The organism is Phyllobacterium sp. 22552 (assembly GCF_052044585.1).
In the GTDB taxonomy this organism is placed as follows: domain Bacteria; phylum Pseudomonadota; class Alphaproteobacteria; order Rhizobiales; family Rhizobiaceae; genus Phyllobacterium; species Phyllobacterium ifriqiyense.
Genome location: NZ_JBQENG010000001.1, coordinates 419,770 through 438,007 on the forward strand (window position 1 = coordinate 419,770; position 18,238 = coordinate 438,007).

Annotated in this window: 16 protein-coding genes; 15 read left to right on the top strand and 1 reads right to left on the bottom strand. The window is 54.2% G+C overall.

Going from position 1 to position 18,238, the window contains the following annotated elements; genetic code table 11:
- The 8 genes from ACTJI9_RS02120 to lpxC all read left to right on the top strand — a co-directional run bounded on the left by ACTJI9_RS02120 (nucleotide 1) and on the right by lpxC (nucleotide 9,947).
- Nucleotides 1–1,128, top strand: coding sequence for a UDP-N-acetylglucosamine--N-acetylmuramyl-(pentapeptide) pyrophosphoryl-undecaprenol N-acetylglucosamine transferase (locus ACTJI9_RS02120; protein ID WP_440805685.1), 1,128 nt, complete (start codon nucleotides 1–3; stop codon nucleotides 1,126–1,128).
- Nucleotides 1,125–2,525, top strand: coding sequence for a UDP-N-acetylmuramate--L-alanine ligase (gene murC / locus ACTJI9_RS02125; RefSeq protein WP_440805688.1), 1,401 nt, complete (start codon nucleotides 1,125–1,127; stop codon nucleotides 2,523–2,525). Before ACTJI9_RS02120 ends, murC begins: the two co-directional genes overlap by 4 nt.
- A gap of 45 nt (nucleotides 2,526–2,570) precedes the next feature.
- Entirely contained in the window at nucleotides 2,571–3,545 is a 975-nt protein-coding gene (gene murB, locus ACTJI9_RS02130) for a UDP-N-acetylmuramate dehydrogenase (RefSeq protein ID WP_115052550.1), read from the top strand.
- 405 nt (nucleotides 3,546–3,950) lie between these two features.
- The gene (locus ACTJI9_RS02135; protein ID WP_440805691.1) at nucleotides 3,951–4,877 is read left to right on the top strand and encodes a D-alanine--D-alanine ligase; all 927 of its coding nucleotides are present in this window, start codon (nucleotides 3,951–3,953) and stop codon (nucleotides 4,875–4,877) included.
- Entirely contained in the window at nucleotides 4,865–5,806 is a 942-nt protein-coding gene (locus tag ACTJI9_RS02140; RefSeq protein ID WP_115052552.1) for an FtsQ-type POTRA domain-containing protein, read from the top strand. The genes ACTJI9_RS02135 and ACTJI9_RS02140 overlap by 13 nt, the downstream gene beginning before the upstream one ends.
- Nucleotides 5,803–7,125 (top strand): cell division protein FtsA, encoded by a 1,323-nt coding sequence (ftsA, locus tag ACTJI9_RS02145; protein WP_440805695.1) that lies wholly within the window; start codon nucleotides 5,803–5,805, stop codon nucleotides 7,123–7,125. The genes ACTJI9_RS02140 and ftsA overlap by 4 nt, the downstream gene beginning before the upstream one ends.
- Nucleotides 7,126–7,192: 67 nt before the next feature.
- The gene (ftsZ, locus tag ACTJI9_RS02150) at nucleotides 7,193–8,881 is read left to right on the top strand and encodes a cell division protein FtsZ (protein ID WP_115052554.1); all 1,689 of its coding nucleotides are present in this window, start codon (nucleotides 7,193–7,195) and stop codon (nucleotides 8,879–8,881) included.
- A 145-nt stretch (nucleotides 8,882–9,026) separates the two neighbouring features.
- A complete protein-coding gene (gene lpxC, locus ACTJI9_RS02155) occupies nucleotides 9,027–9,947 on the top strand; it encodes a UDP-3-O-acyl-N-acetylglucosamine deacetylase (RefSeq protein WP_354344155.1) in 921 nt (306 codons plus the stop codon).
- Between the two features lies 1 nt (nucleotide 9,948).
- Here lpxC and ACTJI9_RS02160 read toward each other — a convergent pair whose 3' ends face one another.
- A complete protein-coding gene (locus ACTJI9_RS02160) occupies nucleotides 9,949–10,839 on the bottom strand; it encodes a LysR substrate-binding domain-containing protein (RefSeq protein ID WP_440805697.1) in 891 nt (296 codons plus the stop codon).
- A 108-nt stretch (nucleotides 10,840–10,947) separates the two neighbouring features.
- Between ACTJI9_RS02160 and ACTJI9_RS02165 the strand changes: the two genes are divergently transcribed.
- The 7 genes from ACTJI9_RS02165 to ACTJI9_RS02195 all read left to right on the top strand — a co-directional run bounded on the left by ACTJI9_RS02165 (nucleotide 10,948) and on the right by ACTJI9_RS02195 (nucleotide 18,074).
- Nucleotides 10,948–11,337 carry a tautomerase family protein gene (locus ACTJI9_RS02165; RefSeq protein ID WP_115052557.1) on the top strand — a complete coding sequence of 130 codons (390 nt, stop codon included), beginning with the start codon at nucleotides 10,948–10,950 and terminating at the stop codon, nucleotides 11,335–11,337.
- Between the two features lie 47 nt (nucleotides 11,338–11,384).
- Nucleotides 11,385–11,777 carry a cupin domain-containing protein gene (locus tag ACTJI9_RS02170; protein WP_440805700.1) on the top strand — a complete coding sequence of 131 codons (393 nt, stop codon included), beginning with the start codon at nucleotides 11,385–11,387 and terminating at the stop codon, nucleotides 11,775–11,777.
- A complete protein-coding gene (locus ACTJI9_RS02175; RefSeq protein WP_440805703.1) occupies nucleotides 11,774–12,343 on the top strand; it encodes a DUF4865 family protein in 570 nt (189 codons plus the stop codon). Before ACTJI9_RS02170 ends, ACTJI9_RS02175 begins: the two co-directional genes overlap by 4 nt.
- Nucleotides 12,344–12,522: 179 nt before the next feature.
- A complete protein-coding gene (locus ACTJI9_RS02180) occupies nucleotides 12,523–13,425 on the top strand; it encodes an outer membrane protein assembly factor BamD (protein ID WP_115052560.1) in 903 nt (300 codons plus the stop codon).
- Nucleotides 13,426–13,448: 23 nt separating this feature from the next.
- Nucleotides 13,449–15,119 (top strand): DNA repair protein RecN, encoded by a 1,671-nt coding sequence (recN, locus tag ACTJI9_RS02185; RefSeq protein WP_440805706.1) that lies wholly within the window; start codon nucleotides 13,449–13,451, stop codon nucleotides 15,117–15,119.
- Nucleotides 15,120–15,228: 109 nt separating this feature from the next.
- The gene (gene ligA, locus ACTJI9_RS02190) at nucleotides 15,229–17,373 is read left to right on the top strand and encodes an NAD-dependent DNA ligase LigA (protein WP_440805709.1); all 2,145 of its coding nucleotides are present in this window, start codon (nucleotides 15,229–15,231) and stop codon (nucleotides 17,371–17,373) included.
- A complete protein-coding gene (locus ACTJI9_RS02195; protein WP_440805712.1) occupies nucleotides 17,370–18,074 on the top strand; it encodes a DUF2461 domain-containing protein in 705 nt (234 codons plus the stop codon). Before ligA ends, ACTJI9_RS02195 begins: the two co-directional genes overlap by 4 nt.
- The last annotated feature ends 164 nt before the right edge of the window (nucleotides 18,075–18,238 follow it).

Below are 18,238 nucleotides of genomic sequence, written 5' to 3' on the forward strand. Positions count from 1 at the left end.
ATGACCAAGGGAGTTATTTTTCTTGCCGCCGGTGGTACCGGCGGCCATCTTTTTCCGGCTGAATCGCTAGCTCACGATCTGATCGAAAGAGGTTGGGATATTCATCTTGCCACTGATGACCGTGCGCAGCGTTTTACCGGCCACTTTCCGGCAAGTCAGATTCATGTTGTTCGTTCCGCGACAATTGGCGGGCGAAACCCGATCGCTTTGGCGCAAACATTCTGGAAGCTTTGGCTTGGCAACCTTGATTCCCGCAGATTGTTTCGCTCTTTAAAGCCTAAGCTTGTTGCCGGTTTTGGTGGCTATCCGACACTTCCGCCGCTTTACGCCGCTACTGCCTTGAAAATTCCGACACTGGTCCATGAGCAGAACGCCGTGATGGGACGCGCCAACAAAGCGCTTGCCGCCCGTGTGACTGCCATTGCCGGGGGCTTTCTGCCCGATCACGGTGGGGCTTTTTCAAGCAAGACAATTGTTACTGGAAATCCTGTGCGCCCTGCCGTGCTCGCGGAGGTAGGCAAGCCATACAAGGCATCGCAGGCACATCAGCCATTTCACTTTCTGGTTTTTGGTGGCAGCCAAGGTGCCCAGTATTTTTCGACGGCGATACCGGCAGCTATAAGTTTGCTTGCGCCGGATTTGCGGGCTCGCCTTGTCTTGACCCAGCAGGCCCGCCCGGAAGATGAGACACAGCTTCGCGCCGCCTATCAGCAGGCGGGGATCAAGGCTGATGTGGCGGTGTTTTTCACCGATATGGCACGCCGCATATCAGAATCGCACTTTGTTCTGTCCCGGTCTGGTGCTTCCACTGTTTCCGAAATCGCCGCTATCGGGCGGCCAGCCATCCTGGTGCCATTCCCGCACGCGCTCGATCACGATCAAGCCGCCAACGCGGCTGCGCTGCAGGCGGCAGGCGGAGCTGATGTCATCAAGCAGTCGGATCTTTCGCCGGAGCGTATTGCAGCGATCCTGACAAGCGCCATGAACGAGCCGACGCGTCTGGCATTTATTGCCGAAAAGGCACGTTCAACAGGCAAACCGGACGCGGCAAGGTTGCTTGGCGATCTCGCAGAGGCTATTGCAACCGGCCAAAGCGTCGAAGAATTCAAAAAAGGAGTGCGTCCATGAAGATGCCGCTCAATATAGGTTTGGTCCATTTTATCGGTATCGGTGGTATCGGCATGAGTGGCATTGCCGAAGTGCTGCATAACCTTGGCTATAAGGTCCAGGGGTCCGATCAGTCTGATAGTGCCAATGTGCAGCGTTTGCGTGAGAAGGGCATAGAGATATTCATCGGTCACGCAGCGCCCAATATCGGCGATGCAGAAGTCGTCGTGGTTTCGACAGCTATCAAAAAATCCAATCCTGAACTCATGGCGGCGCGCGAGAAATTATTGCCGATTGTCCGCCGCGCGGAGATGCTGGCTGAACTGATGCGTTTTCGTCAGGCAGTTGCTATCGGCGGCACACACGGCAAGACGACCACCACCTCAATGGTTGCAACGCTTCTTGATGCGGGCAAGCTCGATCCAACGGTGATCAATGGTGGTATCATCAACGCCTATGGTACTAATGCGCGCATGGGTGCTGGCGACTGGATGGTCGTCGAGGCTGATGAAAGCGATGGCACATTCCTGAAATTGCCGGCAGACATTGCAGTTGTCACTAATATCGATCCAGAACATCTTGATCATTACGGCACATTCGATCGGGTGCGTGAAGCATTTCGCCAATTTGTTGAAAATGTTCCGTTTTATGGCTTCGGCGTCATGTGTCTTGACCATCCGGAAGTTCAGTCTCTCGTCTCGCGTATCGAGGACCGGCGCGTTATCACCTATGGTGAAAATCCACAGGCCGATGTGCGTTTTGTCAATCTGGTTGTCGACGGCGCGAGTTCACGTTTCGATGTGCATATCGCCAAACGCAAGACCGGCGAAGTAACCGAGATCACGGGACTACATTTGCCCATGCCGGGCAGGCACAATGTATCAAACGCAACGGCGGCTATTGCTGTGGCACATGAACTGGGCATTTCATCGGCTGATATTAAAAAGGGCCTGTCATCATTCGGCGGTGTAAAACGGCGCTTCACGCATACCGGTTCCTGGAGTGGCGTCGACATTTTTGATGATTATGGTCACCATCCGGTCGAAATCAAAGCGGTGCTGAAAGCCGCACGCGATTCTGCCAAGGGCCGCGTTATCGCTATTGTCCAGCCGCATCGTTTCACACGACTTGCCAGCCTGTTCGATGAATTTGCCTCATGCTTCAACGATGCCGATACAGTTATCGTCGCTCCGGTTTATACCGCTGGCGAAGATCCTATCGAGGGCGTTACATCGGAAACATTGGTTTCGCGGATCAAGACAGCAGCGCACAGAGACGCGCGCTACATCAATGGCTCGCAGGAAATTGCTCCGTTGATCGCTGATATTGCCAAGCCGGGCGACTTTGTGATCTTTCTTGGGGCTGGCAACATCACACAATGGGCCTATGCCTTGCCAAAAGAACTGGCGGCGCTCTAGATTTGGCAGTTGCCCTTGAGAGGGTAGAGCTGCTGAAAGGATAAAATGTCTTCACTTGTTGATGGAGAAGCCCTGCTTTCGAAGCTGGGAGACCGTTTTGCTGGTTTGCGTGGACGGCTTACGCCCAATATGGGCATGGAGAAAGTGACCTGGTTTCGCGCAGGCGGGCCCGCTGAAGTCATGTTTCAACCCGCCGACGAAGAAGATTTGGCAGCGTTCCTGAAAGCAGTTCCAGAAGAATATCCGATTCTGACCGTGGGCATCGGCTCAAATTTGCTCGTGCGGGATGGTGGCATTCCGGGTTTCGTTGTGCGCCTTTCGGCAAAAGGTTTTGGTGAAGTAGAGCGCGTGGGCGAAACGCAACTGCGTGCCGGTACGGCGACGCCTGACAAGCGTGTCGCCTCTGCCGCTTTGGACGCGGGCATTGCCGGATTCCATTTTTATCACGGCATACCCGGCGGAATTGGCGGCGCGCTGCGTATGAATGCCGGCGCCAATGGCGTTGAGACCCGTGAGCGTGTGGTTGAGGTGAGGGCGCTGGATCGCAAGGGCGAGTTGCATATCCTTTCCAATGCCGACATGGGTTATGCCTATCGTCATTCCGGTGCCGCCAGTGATCTGATTTTTACCTCTGCTCTTTTCGAAGGAATGCCGGGTGAGCGGCCGGAAATTCAGGCCGCGATGGATGCCGTCCAGCATCATCGTGAAACCGTGCAGCCAATTCGAGAAAAAACGGGCGGCTCTACGTTCAAAAACCCTGAGGGCTCATCTGCCTGGAAGGAAATTGATGCGGCAGGCGGTCGTGGCTTGAGGATTGGCGGCGCTCAAATGTCGCCGATGCATTGCAATTTCATGATTAATACCGGTACGGCCAATGGCTATGAGCTGGAGACCTTGGGCGAAACGATCCGTTCGCGTGTCCTCCAAAACTCCGGAATTCGCCTGCACTGGGAAATAAAGCGGCTTGGTCTTTTCCGTCCGGGTCAGGAAGTGCACGAATTCATGGGGCAATTGCTCTAGCCTGCACACATATTGTGCGCGGTTCGACAGGGCTCACAATGAGGAAGGTGGTTGGATTGCATATTAGTCGCTGCCAACCTCGCAGGAAATAAACCTCCTGCAAATAATAACCTCCCTCATGGTGAGCTCGCGCGGCCGGAATTGCGCTCCTGACACATTTTTTTACACGAAATATCATTGTTGAATCATTGGGGACTTGTCAGCGAATCAACTCTCTGATTCTTTAGGGGCAAGCGTTAACTGATTTGAGTCGGCTGGTTCTGCCAGTCTTGGGTATCTGCGGTCCTGGCCGCCGGATGTGCGACGACTCATGCCTTTTTCCGCCCGCGCATGGCTGCGAGAATTTCGTGGGTTTTTAGTTTCCGGTCATGCGTCAGATGGGGATGTGTTTGAGGGGATGCCTTAATGGCGAAAAAGCATGTTGCGGTGCTGATGGGCGGATTTTCTTCGGAACGTCCTGTTTCGCTTTCGTCAGGCAATTCCTGCGCCGATGCCTTGGAGGCTGAGGGCTACGCAGTCACCCGTGTAGATGTATCCCGCGATATCGCCAATGTTCTGCAAGAACTTAAGCCCGACGTTGTGTTTAATGCCCTTCATGGCCCGTTTGGCGAGGATGGTACCATTCAGGGTATCCTCGAATATCTACAGATTCCCTATACCCATTCGGGGGTGCTTGCTTCCGCTCTGGCGATGAACAAGGAGCAGGCAAAAATCGTTGCCAAAGCCGCGGGTGTGCCTGTAGCTGAAGCGAAGGTGATGGATCGCTCCGAATTCACAGCCAAGCATCCGATGAAGCCGCCTTATGTCATCAAGCCAGTGAGCGAGGGGTCGAGCTTTGGCGTCGTTATCGTCAAGGAAGATCAGTCGCATCCGCCGCAGGTCGTTACCTCCGATGAATGGAAATTTGGCGGCTCGGTGATGGTCGAGCGCTACATTCACGGGCGTGAGTTGACATGCGCGGTGATGGGCGATGTTGCCATTGGGGTCTGTGAAATCATCCCGGTTGGGCACCAGTTCTACGATTATGATTCAAAATATGTTGCAGGCGGATCAAATCATGTGGTTCCCGCAAAAATTTCACTAAAAATTTACCAAAAAATACAAACACTGTCTCTCAAGGCGCATCAGGCAATTGGATGTAAAGGGATCAGCCGGTCGGACTTTCGTTACGACGACCGGTTTTCCGAAGATGGCGAGCTTATTTGGCTGGAGGTGAACACTCAGCCAGGCATGACTCCCACATCACTTGTACCTGATATCGCCAAAGCTGCAGGGCATACCTTCGGTGAATTGTTGAGTTGGATGGTGGAGGACGCATCGTGTTTGCGTTGAAGGGCAAAAATACGCACCGCCTCGGTGCTGCGCCGATGTCTTCGGACAGGTCGGTGGCTTTTGGCCGTTTTCGCATGGTCCTGCCAAAGTTTCTTCGCAAGCCCGTCCGTGTTTTCTTGCGGGTGGTAGATGGGGAAGTTTCTGTCCCGAATCACATCGGCACAATCGGGGCGGTCGCTTTCCTTGCATTGACCGGAGCCTATGGCGCGATCCTGGGTGGTCATGCGCCGGAAGTCGTCAAGGTTACGACATCCACGTTCGGCTTTGCCATCGAAGATGTAAAAGTTGTCGGCAATAAAGAAACATCCGAGATCGATATTCTCGGTGCACTTGGCCTTGACGGCGAAACATCACTGGTAGGTTTGAGCGCTTCTGATGCGCAGGCAGCTGTCGCTGGCCTTCCTTGGGTTGAGAGCGTGGATGTTTTCAAGGTCTACCCGAATACAATCCAGATCTCGATCCATGAGCGCACGGCATTGGCTGTCTGGCAGAATGGTACGGAACTGAACGTTATTGATGCCGATGGGCGGATCATTGTTCCTTTCACCGGCGGACGCAGTGCGCTCTTGCCGTTGGTCATCGGTGCGGGTGCTGATCAGCAGGTAAAACTTCTGATGGCGCAGATGGCTGCCTATCCGAAGATTGCCCAGGATGTTCGAGCCTATGCTCGTGTGGGTGATCGCCGCTGGGATCTCGTTCTCAAAAATGGCGTAACGCTCATGCTGCCTGAGCACGGCGTTTCTGAGGCCTTGGCCGATATTGCGGGCATGGAAGCAAAGGCAGGTCTGTTGTCTCGCGATATTGCCTCTGTCGATTTGCGGTTGGATGACCGCGTTGTTGTAAAGCTGACACCGGAAGCCATGGTGCAGCGTGTTGAGTATCTGAAGGCGCGCGATAAGGCGCCCAAGCGTTCGGAGAAGCGTGTATGAGTATTCTGAACGGAAAAAGCGGATCATCAGGAACGTCTTCCGCAAAACGGACGCGTTCCTTGACGGTTTTGGACATAGGTTCGAGCAAGGTGTGCTGCATCATTGCTCGTCTGCGTCCGCGCGAGGAAAGTGCGCATTTGCCGGGCCGCACACATCGCATTGAAGTTTTGGGTATCGGCCATCAGAAGTCGCGTGGCATCAAGTCTGGCGTCATTGTCAATCTTGACGCCGCGGAGCAGGCTATCCGCCTCGCTGTCGATGCGGCGGAGCGTATGGCTGGCCTGACGGTCGATTCGATGATCGTCAATATCTCGGCGGGGCGCCTGAAGAGCGAAAGCTTTTCAGCAAGCATCAATCTTGGCGGTCATGAGGTCGATCAGGCTGATATTCGCCGCGTGCTTGCTGCCGGTGCCAAGCAGGCTTTGGCAACAGAGCGTCATCTCGTTCACTCGCTGCCGATCGCTTACGGGCTTGATGGCGAGCGCGGTATCCGTGATCCGCTCGGCATGATTGGCGATACTCTTGGCGTTGATATGCATGTTCTGACCGCAGATGCGGCTCCACTGCGCAATCTTGAGCTTTGCGTCAATCGCTGCCATCTGTCCGTCGAGGCAATGATCGCCACTCCCTATGCAAGCGGTCTTTCTGCTCTTGTTGATGATGAAGCAGAGATGGGCGCTGCCTGCATCGATATGGGTGGCGGCACAACGACGATTTCAGTCTTCTCTGAAGGCAAATTCATTCATGCTGATGCAATCGCCATTGGCGGCAATCACGTGACCATGGATGTGGCTCGTGGCTTGTCGGCGCATATGGATGATGCGGAGCGCTTGAAGGTCATGCATGGTTCGGCGCTTCCAAGCGCTGCCGACGACCGTGATCTCATCAGCGTTTCGCCGCTTGGCAATGATGCCCGCGATGTTCCCAATCAATATCCGCGCGCAGTTTTGACGCGCATCATTCGTGCCCGTGTTGAAGAGACACTGGAACTGGCGCGCGACCGCCTCAATCAATCCGGTTACGGCCAGATTGTCGGCAAGCGCGTTGTTCTGACGGGCGGTGCAAGTCAGCTGGCAGGGCTGCCCGAAGTCGCCCGCCGTATTCTGGCTCGCAATGTACGAATTGGCCGTCCCCTGGGCGTTACGGGTCTTCCCGAAGCGGCAAAGGGTCCGGCTTTTTCTGCAGCGGTTGGTCTTCTGATCTATCCGCAGGTAGCAGGTATTGAAGAGCGTTCTGTAAAGGCCGGTTCATCATCGCTGATGACAGGTACGGGTGGGCGTTTTCAGCGTATCGGCCAGTGGCTGAAAGAGAGTTTTTAATTAATCGGGGAAACCCAAAAGAAATTACCGCAGCGGCGACGCGGTAAAGACAAAAAGGAACGGACAAATGAGCATCAATCTGCAAAAGCCGGACATTACCGAGCTTAAGCCCCGGATCACCGTTTTCGGTGTTGGCGGCGGCGGCGGCAATGCGGTCAATAACATGATCAATGCCGGCTTGCGCGGTGTTGAATTCGTTGTAGCAAATACAGACGCACAGGCATTGGCGCAGTCCAAGGCAGAGCGCCTGGTTCAGCTCGGCGCTTCGGTTACCGAGGGGCTGGGTGCCGGTTCGCAGCCCGAAGTTGGCCGCGCTGCCGCTGAAGAGTGCATTGACGAGATCAATGATCATCTTCAGGGTACGCATATGTGCTTTGTTACTGCCGGTATGGGCGGCGGTACCGGTACTGGCGCTGCCCCTGTCGTAGCTCGCGCTGCGCGGGAAAAAGGCATTCTGACGGTTGGTGTTGTTACCAAGCCGTTCCATTTCGAAGGTCAGCGCCGTATGCGCACCGCAGATATGGGCATCGAAGATCTGCAGAAGAATGTCGACACATTGATTGTCATTCCGAACCAGAACCTCTTCCGCATTGCCAATGACAAGACGACTTTCGCCGATGCTTTCGCGATGGCCGATCAGGTTCTTTATTCTGGCGTTGCCTGCATCACCGATTTGATGGTCAAGGAAGGCCTGATCAATCTCGACTTTGCTGACGTCCGTTCTGTCATGCGCGAAATGGGCAAGGCAATGATGGGCACAGGCGAAGCCTCCGGCGATGGCCGCGCAATGGCCGCTGCTGAAGCTGCGATTGCCAACCCGCTTCTGGACGAGACGTCCATGCGTGGTGCCAAGGGCTTGCTCATCTCGATCACCGGTGGTCGCGACATGACCCTGTTTGAGGTTGATGAAGCTGCAACTCGTATCCGCGAAGAAGTTGATCAGGATGCCAATATCATCCTCGGCGCTACTTTCGATGAAAGCCTTGAAGGCATCATCCGCGTTTCGGTTGTTGCCACTGGCATCGACAAGCAGGTTGGAGATGCGGCGCCAGCGCCGATCGAGTTTCGCCAGCCGCTAAAGCCAATGCCAAAGCCGGCACCACAAGTAGTGGCCAAGGTTGAAACAGTGGCTCGTCCGCCTGTTCAGCAGTCGGTATCACCGGTCGCCGAGGCGGTGCGCAATGCAGGGCTTGATGTAGCGCAGCACGCACCACAGCCTGTCCAGCAGGAATTCCGTCCGCAGAGCCGCATTTTCCAGGCTCCTGCTCCGGAAGTATTTGATGCACCAGTCGCAGCAGCACCACAGGCGCCAGTCTATCAGCCAGCACCTCAGCCTGCACCGCAAATGGCTGAACCTGCACCGCAGCCAGTTGCACCACGCATGCCAAATGTTGCTGATTTCCCGCCGCTGGTTCAGGCTGAACTCAACGCCCGTGATATGGGGTCGCGTGACCATTCCCGTGATCAGGCTGCTCACGAAGCCCACGAAGACCGTGGCCCGATGGGTCTGCTCAAGCGCCTTACCGCTGGTCTGACACGCCGCGAAGATGAGACTGCTCGTCTCGAGCCAGCTCAGCCTCGCGAACCAGCAATGCGCCCGGCAGAACCACGCCGTCCGCTTTCGCAAGATGCTTCCATTTATGCGCCTCGTCGTGGACAGCTTGACGAACAGGGCCGCGTACAGCCGCAGGCGCGTCAGTCTTCGGAAGACGATCAGTTGGAAATTCCCGCATTCCTTCGCCGTCAGGCCAACTGATCTGACTGCAGTCATCTTCAAAACTCAAATTCCGCCATTGTCTCAATGGCGGAATTTTTCGTTTAATTCATTGAAAAATACTATAAACGACTTAGCTGATAGCCTGGCGCCGCACAGATGCGATGGACGACTACGAGGGTTTGTATTGCAGGATTTCCAGACCACGATTGCGAAACGCATTTTTGTCTCGGGCGCAGGTGTACATAGCGGCGCCCCGGTCACGCTTTCCTTTTTGCCTGCGGCAGTCAACACCGGCATTGTTTTCAATGTGATTGACAGCGCAGGTGTCCGCCACCCAATCAAAGCGCTGGTTTCGGAAGTTGGCGCAACAGATCTTTCGACCAAGTTGGCAAATGTTGAAGGTATCACCATCAGCACCATTGAGCACGTGATGGCGGCCATTGCAGGTTCTGGCATTGATAATATGGTGCTCGAGATTGATGGTCCAGAAGTGCCCATCTTCGATGGATCATCAGCCGCTTTTCTGGAAGCCTTTGATGAAGCGGGGTTGAGCCAACAGTCGGCAAAGCGCCGCTATATCCGCATTCTTAAACCTTCGCGCGTAGAATCCGGCGCATCATGGGCGGAGTTCATTCCTTACGAAGGCACACGTTATGAAGTCGAAATTGACTTTGAAACGCCTGTCATAGGTCGTCAAAAGTTCGCGGGCGACATGGATGACGCGGTGTTCCGCAAGGAGATATCGCGCGCGCGGACATTTGGATTCATGCGGGACGTAGAAAGGCTCTGGGCCGCTGGCCTCGCGCTTGGATCATCGCTTGATAATTCACTGGTCATTGGTGACGACAATACCGTCATCAACCCCGGTGGATTGCGGTATCCGGATGAGTTTGTTCGCCATAAGACATTGGATGCGATCGGAGATCTATCGCTGGCGGGCGCACCCTTTATTGGCTGTTTCCGCTCCTATCGAGGCGGGCATCGTCTCAACGCGAGCGCTGTGCGTGCTTTGCTCGCCGATCCGTCGGCTTTTGAGATTATAAAGATGCAGCACAGTGGTGCTGTGGGTGTAAGCAAGGCAGTCAGTGCTGCTTCAACCGTATAAATCATTTAATTTGCGGTATTGAGTTGATGGATTGCAGCAGAATGGCCGCAAGCCGGGCTGTGGCTGGCTCAGGCTGCGCCTCTGACCGATGAAGCATCAAGCCGAGCGAGGGCAGGGATGGCAGCCCGTCCTCCTGCGGTCCCAGACGCTGTACCGTTGTTGGTAGTCCAAATGGCGTTCGTATCGTCACGCCCAGACCTGCAGCCGTTGCGGCCCACAATCCGGTCAGGCTTGGGCTGATAAATGACAGACGCCAGGGAATGCCGGCGCGATCCAGAGCGTTGACAGCGGCCGTGCGCAAAAGACATGGTGCTTCAAGCGAAATTAAAGGTAAGGGATCTCCGCCATTCTGCCAGTTTCTGGATTCTCCAGCCGGACCTATCCAGCACATTGGCACATCCAGGACATGTTCGTAATGCGGTGTTGTAGAGGCCCCGCTGCTCCATGCCAACGCGAGATCAAGACGTCCTGATGTAATCCGATCCAGCAGGTCGGCATTTCGTGTTACGCGCGCCTCAATGCGCACTTTAGGATGTGCTCGGGCAAATTGGCCAAGAACGTCGGTCAGCAGGCTTTCGCCAAAATCCTCCTGTAAGCCAAGCCTCACCCAGCCTTCGAGTTCACTTCCATGGACAGCCGTAATTGCCTCATCATTCAGATCAAGCATGCGGCGCGCATAACCGAGCATGGTTTCGCCAGCTTCGGTTAGGGCAAGTCCACGACCGGCTTTGACGAAGATGGCTGTCTCGGCTTGTTGTTCGAGCTTCTTTAGCTGAGCGCTGACTGCTGATGTCGAACGGCCAAGGCGCTCCGCTGCCTTGGCAAAACTGCCCAACTCCATCCCGGTAGAGAAGGTCCGCAGCACGTCCAGATCAAGTGTGATCTTTCTCATTTGAAACAATCCACATTTTTAGGACTATTAGTCCTGAGTAATCTGATTTTCAGGATCATTGTGGGGGCTTATTGATATGGCGTCAAGCAATTCATGAAAGGAAGTCAAATGCCCTTTACCCGCATCTCCCTGCTGGAAGGTAAATCTCCTGAGTACCTCAAGGCGCTGTCGGACAGTTTCCATCAGGCAATGGTCGAAACATTCAACGTTCCCCTGACTGATAAATTTCAGGCCATTCATCAGCACCGGCCAAATGAACTCATCATTGATCCAACTTACTTCAGCGATGGTCGCTCGGATGATTTCGTTATCTTTACAATAACGATTGGCAAACCGCGCGATACGGCCACCAAACAGGCATTCTACAAGCGCGTCGTCGAGCTTCTGGGTAAGTCGCCCGGTATTCGGCCGCAAGACATTATGATTGTGGTCAGCACATCGACACGCGACGAGTGGTCATTCAGCAATGGCGATACGCAAATGGTTGAGCCAGCTTGAGCGAGGTTAGCGAGATTTTGAACAGTCCAAAGCGCTGCCCGCAGCAAATGACCGTTCGTCGGGCAGGCCAATCCATCGCACCGGCCCCCGCCAATATTTCCACGGCTCCCTTCTGGGCACAGATGTTGCTGGAAAGCGATGTGGATGGCGAAAATAATGTCATGCAAGCCTATGTCGAACCTGGTGTCATCACCAATTGGCACACACATCCTCGCGGACAGTTCCTCTATGTTCTGTCCGGCGTTGGGTTTGCCCAGTGCGACGGCGGTCCCATGGTTGAATTGCGCGCGGGAGATTGTGTCTGGTTTGCGCCGGATGAGCGCCATTGGCACGGAGCAAGTCCGACCAGCGCTTTTTGCTACATCAGCATTCAAGCAACCCAGGATGGGACCGCTGTATCCTGGCTTGAACCCGTTATTCGCGAGGAGGCCGCGCAATGATTGCGATGCAGTATAGTTTTACGCTGCCTGCCGATTACGACATGGGCATTATCGATCGGCGCATCGCAGAAAAGGGGCCGTTGCTGGATAATTTCCCCAATCTTGCATTCAAGGCCTATCTGACAGCGCGACGCGACGACGAACGACAAATTCGTGAAAACCTCTATGCCCCGTTTTATGTGTGGCGGCACGAAGCTGGATTGAACGATTTTGTTTGCGGCAATGGCTTTGATGCGGTCAGCCAGTCATTCGGGCGGCCAAGCATTAAGACATGGATAGTATGGCAGGCAGAAATATCAGCTGCAATATCATCGGCTGCTTTCGCCACAAGGGAAATACTGCCGATAGAACCCTATTCATCGCTTGCGGATTTGCGATGCCGCGAAGCAGAAAAGGCTTTGGCCGATGTTGAAAAGGGCGGAGCGCTCGCTGCGGTTTCGGCTTTTGACCCTACTTGCTGGATGCAGATACGTTTTCGATTATGGAAAGAAGAGCCGAAATCAACAATAAAAACAGGCTTTCAAGCCTATAAAGTCGGTCATCTTTCTCTGCCAAAGATCGACTAATTCCCGCTCCGCCACAAATTTGGACGATTGCATGGCAATAACATTGCTGATTCCTGTCGCTTGTGGTTTATGAACGCCCAACCGACGGTAAGATTGTCTATGTCTAGAGCATGGCGCGAAAACGTGATATCGGGTTTCGCGACAATGCTCTTAAATTATAATGTGGGGCCGGAGACAGCATGGCGAATAGCAGAACGCTTATCAGCGCAAGGTTTGGAAACGCAGGGTTTGGCGGAAAGGTCCGTGCAGCTCTTCTTCTTTTTCCGATTGCCGGCGCTGTTGCAATCTCGGGTTGCGCATCCAAGGACGATGATCTTGATCTTTCTGCCTATGTGGACACGATTGAGCCTGCCGACGTGCTTTACAATCAGGCTCTGGCAAATTTGAATTCGGGTCGCCTTGATGAGGCAGCCAAGAAGTTTGATGCGGTCGACCGTCAGCATCCTTACTCTGAATTTGCACGTAAATCTCTGGTCATGGGCGCGTTCGCTAATTACCGCAGCGGTAAATATGACGATGCCATCGCCATGACGAAGCGTTATATTGCCCTTTACCCGACGCAGCCCGAAGCTGCATATGCTTATTACATAACCGGCCTTTCCTATTACCGGCAAATTCCGGACATTACGCGCGAGCAGAGCATGACCCGCAGGTCGATTGCCGCGTTTCAAGAGGTCGTGCAAACCTATCCTGACTCTGAATATGTTGAAGACTCAAAAGCAAAGATCCGTTTCGGCCGCGATCAGCTCGCAGGCAAGGAAATGCAGGTCGGCCGCTACTATCTGGAGCGCAAGGATTACCTCGCATCGATCAAGCGTTTCCGTGGTGTCGTTGAACAATATTCCAATACCCGTCACATCGAAGAAGCGCTCGCGCGTCTCGTTGAAGCCTATTACGCGCTCGGCTTGACGAGCGAAGCCCAAGCTGCTGCTGCCGTTCTTGGTCAGAATTATCCTGACAGCGATTGGTACAAGGACAGCTACAAGCTGCTGCAAAGCGGTGGTCTCGAGCCGCGTGAAAATGCAGGCTCTTGGCTTTCGAAAGCGGCTACAGCAATTACTGGCGGCAAAGAAGGCGCTTAAACTAGAACTCAACCTGAGCCATCATGCTTTCGCATCTGTCGATCCGCGATATTGTCCTGATTGAACGGCTCGACATCGAGTTCGGCGAAGGTCTGTCCGTGCTTACGGGTGAAACTGGCGCCGGCAAGTCCATCCTGCTTGATGCCTTGTCGCTGGCGCTCGGCGCACGGGGCGATGCGTCTTTGGTCAGGCACGGTGCCGAGCAGGGGCAGGTTACCGCAGTTTTTGACGTCGCGGGCAGTCATCCGGCTCGTCTGCTTTTGCGTGAAAATGACATTGACGATGATGGCGATATCATTTTGCGGCGCGTGCAGAATGCGGATGGTCGTAGCCGGGTTTTTATCAATGATCAGGCCGCCAGCGTTACCATGCTCAAAGAGCTTGGGCGGCGGTTGGTCGAAATTCATGGCCAGCATGATGATCGCGCGCTGATCGATATCGATATTCATCGTACATTGCTTGATGCCTTCGGTGCTTTGGAAACAAAAGCAAATCTGGTCCGGTCGCTGCACAAGAAATGGCGCGAGGCCGAGCATGCTCTGGTTCGCCATCGGGCCAAGGTTGAGGCAGCGGCACGTGAAGCCGACTATCTGCGTGCTTCGGTGGAGGAGCTTTCCAAGCTCGATCCGGAACCGCAGGAAGAAGAAATGCTGGCGATAAAGCGCACAGAAATGATGCGTTCGGAAAAAATTGCCGGTGATGTCAATGAGGCCAATGATATTTTGTCAGGCAATGCGTCGCCGGTACCATCGCTTGCCAGTCTTGTTCGGCGGCTTGAGCGTAAAGTACCCGAAGCGCCGCATTTGCTTGAACCAGTCGTCAAAGCCATTGATGAAGCGCTGAATTTTCTGGCCGAAGCGCAAAATGGTATTGAGCAAGCAATTCGCGCGATCGACTTCGACCCGCGTGTTCTGGAGCAGACGGAAGAACGCCTGTTTGCGCTGCGTGGTGCGGCGCGTAAATATTCGGTGGCAGTGGATGATCTATCGGCACTACGGGATCGCATGGACGGAGATCTTGCCGATATTGACGCCGGAGCCGAACGTCTGGCAGCACTGGAAAAAGAAACCCTTGCGGCACGGGATGCCTTTGATGAAGCTGCCCTGTCGCTCTCCGCTCACCGTCATGAAACAGCCGAACATCTAAAGCAGGCCGTCATGGCCGAGCTGCCCGCCCTCAAGCTTGAACGGGCGGAGTTCATTGTCGAGATGACGACGGATGTGAATAATCGCACAGCAGATGGAATTGATATGGTTGAATATTGGGTGCGAACCAATCCTGGCACGCGCGCAGGGCCAATGATGAAGGTTGCATCGGGCGGCGAGCTTTCACGCTTTCTGCTTGCGCTCAAAGTGGCGCTGGCAGATCGCGGATCAGCTCCAACACTGGTTTTTGACGAGATTGATACGGGTGTTGGCGGTGCCGTAGCCGATGCAATCGGCCAGCGGCTTCGGCGCTTGTCCGGCAATGTGCAGGTACTGTCGGTCACTCATGCACCGCAAGTTGCGGCTCGGGCCCAAACGCATTTTCTCATCGCCAAATCCTCTGCGGGTAATGATCGCGTGGCTACATCGATCCGGGCAATGGAAACGGATGATCGTCAGGAAGAAATTGCGCGCATGTTGGCCGGTGCAAGTGTCACCGATGAGGCGCGCGCTGCCGCGGTGCGATTGCTTCGGGAAAACGCTGCTTAGTTCAACGCTAAAATATAAGGATAGATCGTTAATTACGCCCGGCGATCTAGACAGTGCCAATTTGGGGTTTTTCGGCTAATCTCCCGCCGAATCCAGCAGTAGGCAAATCATGGCAGATAAAGCAGTAGAAAAACTGACCGAAGCGGAAGCAGTCGAGGAACTTGGTCGGCTTGCAGCGGAGATTGCTCAACACGATTATCGTTATAACACCGAAGATGCACCGATAATTTCTGATGCGGAGTACGATGCCCTGCGTCGACGCAATCTGGCTATTGAGCAACGCTTTCCGCAACTGAAACGCGAAGATTCACCATCCAACAAGGTTGGCGCCAGTGTTTCGGAAAAGTTCGGCAAGGTCACCCATTCCATCCCGATGCTGTCGCTGGACAATGCATTTCATGACAGCGACGTGGAGGATTTCGTAGGTCGTATCCGTCGCTTTTTAAAACTGGGTACCAATGCGAGCGTGGCTATTACTGCCGAACCAAAAATTGACGGGTTGTCGCTCTCTCTGCGCTACGAGCTGGGCCGGCTGGTAACTGCCGCCACTCGCGGTGATGGAACGACTGGCGAGAATGTCACGCTGAATGCGCGTACAGTTGCCAGCATTCCCAATGTGCTTGATGGAAATCCGCCGGAGGTGCTCGAAGTGCGCGGTGAGGTTTATATGAGCCATGCCGATTTTGCAGCTTTGAACGAGCGCCAGGCCAAGGATGGCAAACAGATCTTTGCCAATCCGCGCAACGCCGCTGCCGGCTCGTTGCGCCAGCTGGATTCCACCATTACCGCCTCGCGGCCTCTACAGTTCTTTGCCTATGCATGGGGTGAGGTGAGCGAAATGCCTGCTTCCACACAAATGGGCATGGTGGAGGCTTTCAAATCCTATGGTTTTCGCGTGAACCCGCTGATGCAGCGTTTCGAAAGCGTTGAAGGCCTGGTCAAACATTATCACCAGATTGAAGAGCAACGCGCGCTCCTCGGCTATGACATTGATGGCGTGGTCTACAAGGTTGATGATTTAGCGCTACAGCAGCGTCTCGGTTTCGTCTCACGCAGTCCGCGCTGGGCAATTGCGCATAAATTTCCAGCTGAACGCGCCATGACGATTCTGCGCGGTATCGATATTCAGGTGGGTCGCACAGGCGCTCTGACGCCTGTTGCCAGACTTGAGCCTGTTACAGTTGGCGGCGTTGTGGTGACGAATGTCACACTGCATAATGAAGACTACATCAAAGGCATCGGCCAGAACGGCCAACCGATCCGTGAAGGTCGCGATCTGCGCGTCGGCGATACGGTGGTGGTGCAGCGCGCAGGCGATGTCATCCCGCAGATCGTTGACATCGTGGCGGATAAGCCCCGCGGAAGCACGCCCTATATATTCCCTCACACATGCCCGGCCTGCGATTCTCATGCAGTGCGCGAAGAGGGGGAGGCCGTGCGCCGCTGCACTGGCGGATTGATCTGCCCTGCACAGGCCGTCGAACGCCTCCGTCATTTCGTTCAGCGCAATGCATTTGACATTGAAGGTCTTGGTGAAAAACAGGTCGAATTTTTCTTCAAGTCAGATGATCCGGCGCTGCATATCGGCACGCCCGCCGACATTTTCACTCTAAAGAAACGCCAGGCAGGCTCGTTGGCCAAGCTTGAAAATATTGATGGTTTTGGCGCAACTTCAGTCAAGAAACTCTACGATGCCATCGACGAGCGTCGTGAGGTTTCGCTCAGCCGCTTTATCTTCGGTCTTGGTATTCGTCATGTGGGCGAAGTGAATGCCAAGCGGCTGGCAAAGGCTTATCGCTCCTATGAGGCGCTTGCCAATGCCGCAATCGCAGCCGTCCCCCCGAAGGACAAAGGGGACAAGGGTAATGATGCCTGGCGGGAATTAAACGATGTTGAAGGCATTGGCAGTATTGTCGCGGAGGCGCTGGTCGATTTTTATGCGGAGCAGCACAATCGCGATGCGCTTGCAGCGCTCCTCGATGAAGTCACGCCTCTTGATGAGGAAGTGCGTATCGTCAGCGACTCGCCCGTGGAGGGAAAAACTATTGTGTTTACCGGCTCATTGGAGCGCATGTCCCGTGATGAAGCCAAAGCTATGGCAGAGCGTTATGGCGCCAAGACCGCAGGCTCCGTTTCAAAGAAAACCGATCTTGTTGTTGCCGGTCCGGGCGCGGGTTCGAAACTGACACAGGCACAGGCATTGGGCATCGAAGTCATTGATGAAGACGCATGGTTTGAACTGGTGGGCGCATGAGCGAGACTGTTTTCAAGGGATTTGGCGACAAAGCACTGCCTTTTCTCAAGGCGTTGGATTTTCATCAGAATCGCGAATGGTTTCTGGAAAACAAGGATCTGTTTGAGGCACATCTTTACGAGCCTTTGGGAGATCTCGTCGATGATCTAATTGTGCGGTTTGAAAAAGCCGGACTGCCATTTAAAGGAGATCGCAAAAAATCGCAGTTCCGGATCAAGCGCGATACGCGCTTTTCCAAGGATAAAAGCCCCTATAACCGGCATCTTTCAGCACTGCTTTCTCCTGACGGAAGCAAATGGAGCGAGAGCGGTTGTTTCTACGTGTGTGTCGGTCTCGAAGAATACAGGGGTTGCTACGCCGCCGTTGCGTTCTGGCAGGGAAAGCCCGAGCTTTTACTTGCGATGCGCAAGGCAATCGTCGCCAAACCGGAAAAATATCGAGCAATGGTCAAAGCCCTTGCCAGTAATGGATTGGAGCTTCGGGATATTGACCGTCTTAAGCGCACCCCCCGTGGGTTTGAGGAGGTGACGGATGCCGATCTTATTGAAGCATTGCGCAACCGGCATTTCATGGTGCGCCATACGATTGAACCTGCGAGAATTACATCTCCGGAGCTGGCGGATGACCTGTTTGATTTTGCATTGCGCGCCAAGCCGCTTATTGATTGGGGCAGGGCAATTCAACGCACGCTCCCTGCTTAAAAAGCTTGTTGCAGTTAGCAATTGTGTCCTTCTTGTCACATATGTCTCCTCGCTGAAACATATGGAAATATTCTGTGCAATTAATCTTGACTTAAATGGTAAAGTTTAAGTAGCTAGCGCCAGTTGCACGTAATTGCGTGCATTATTCGCTCAGCAAGCCACCG

Excerpts from the sequence above, each read along its gene's own strand:
- ACTJI9_RS02120 (WP_440805685.1), top strand. The coding sequence starts at position 1 with ATGACCAAGGGAGTTATTTTTCTTGCCGCCGGTGGTACCGGCGGCCAT.
- murC (WP_440805688.1), top strand. The coding sequence starts at position 1,125 with ATGAAGATGCCGCTCAATATAGGTTTGGTCCATTTTATCGGTATCGGT.
- murB (WP_115052550.1), top strand. The coding sequence starts at position 2,571 with ATGTCTTCACTTGTTGATGGAGAAGCCCTGCTTTCGAAGCTGGGAGAC.
- ACTJI9_RS02135 (WP_440805691.1), top strand. The coding sequence starts at position 3,951 with ATGGCGAAAAAGCATGTTGCGGTGCTGATGGGCGGATTTTCTTCGGAA.
- ftsA (WP_440805695.1), top strand. The coding sequence starts at position 5,803 with ATGAGTATTCTGAACGGAAAAAGCGGATCATCAGGAACGTCTTCCGCA.
- ftsZ (WP_115052554.1), top strand. The coding sequence starts at position 7,193 with ATGAGCATCAATCTGCAAAAGCCGGACATTACCGAGCTTAAGCCCCGG.
- ACTJI9_RS02160 (WP_440805697.1), bottom strand. The coding sequence starts at position 10,839 with ATGAGAAAGATCACACTTGATCTGGACGTGCTGCGGACCTTCTCTACC.
- ACTJI9_RS02165 (WP_115052557.1), top strand. The coding sequence starts at position 10,948 with ATGCCCTTTACCCGCATCTCCCTGCTGGAAGGTAAATCTCCTGAGTAC.
- ACTJI9_RS02170 (WP_440805700.1), top strand. The coding sequence starts at position 11,385 with ATGACCGTTCGTCGGGCAGGCCAATCCATCGCACCGGCCCCCGCCAAT.
- ACTJI9_RS02175 (WP_440805703.1), top strand. The coding sequence starts at position 11,774 with ATGATTGCGATGCAGTATAGTTTTACGCTGCCTGCCGATTACGACATG.
- ACTJI9_RS02180 (WP_115052560.1), top strand. The coding sequence starts at position 12,523 with ATGGCGAATAGCAGAACGCTTATCAGCGCAAGGTTTGGAAACGCAGGG.
- recN (WP_440805706.1), top strand. The coding sequence starts at position 13,449 with ATGCTTTCGCATCTGTCGATCCGCGATATTGTCCTGATTGAACGGCTC.
- ligA (WP_440805709.1), top strand. The coding sequence starts at position 15,229 with ATGGCAGATAAAGCAGTAGAAAAACTGACCGAAGCGGAAGCAGTCGAG.
- ACTJI9_RS02195 (WP_440805712.1), top strand. The coding sequence starts at position 17,370 with ATGAGCGAGACTGTTTTCAAGGGATTTGGCGACAAAGCACTGCCTTTT.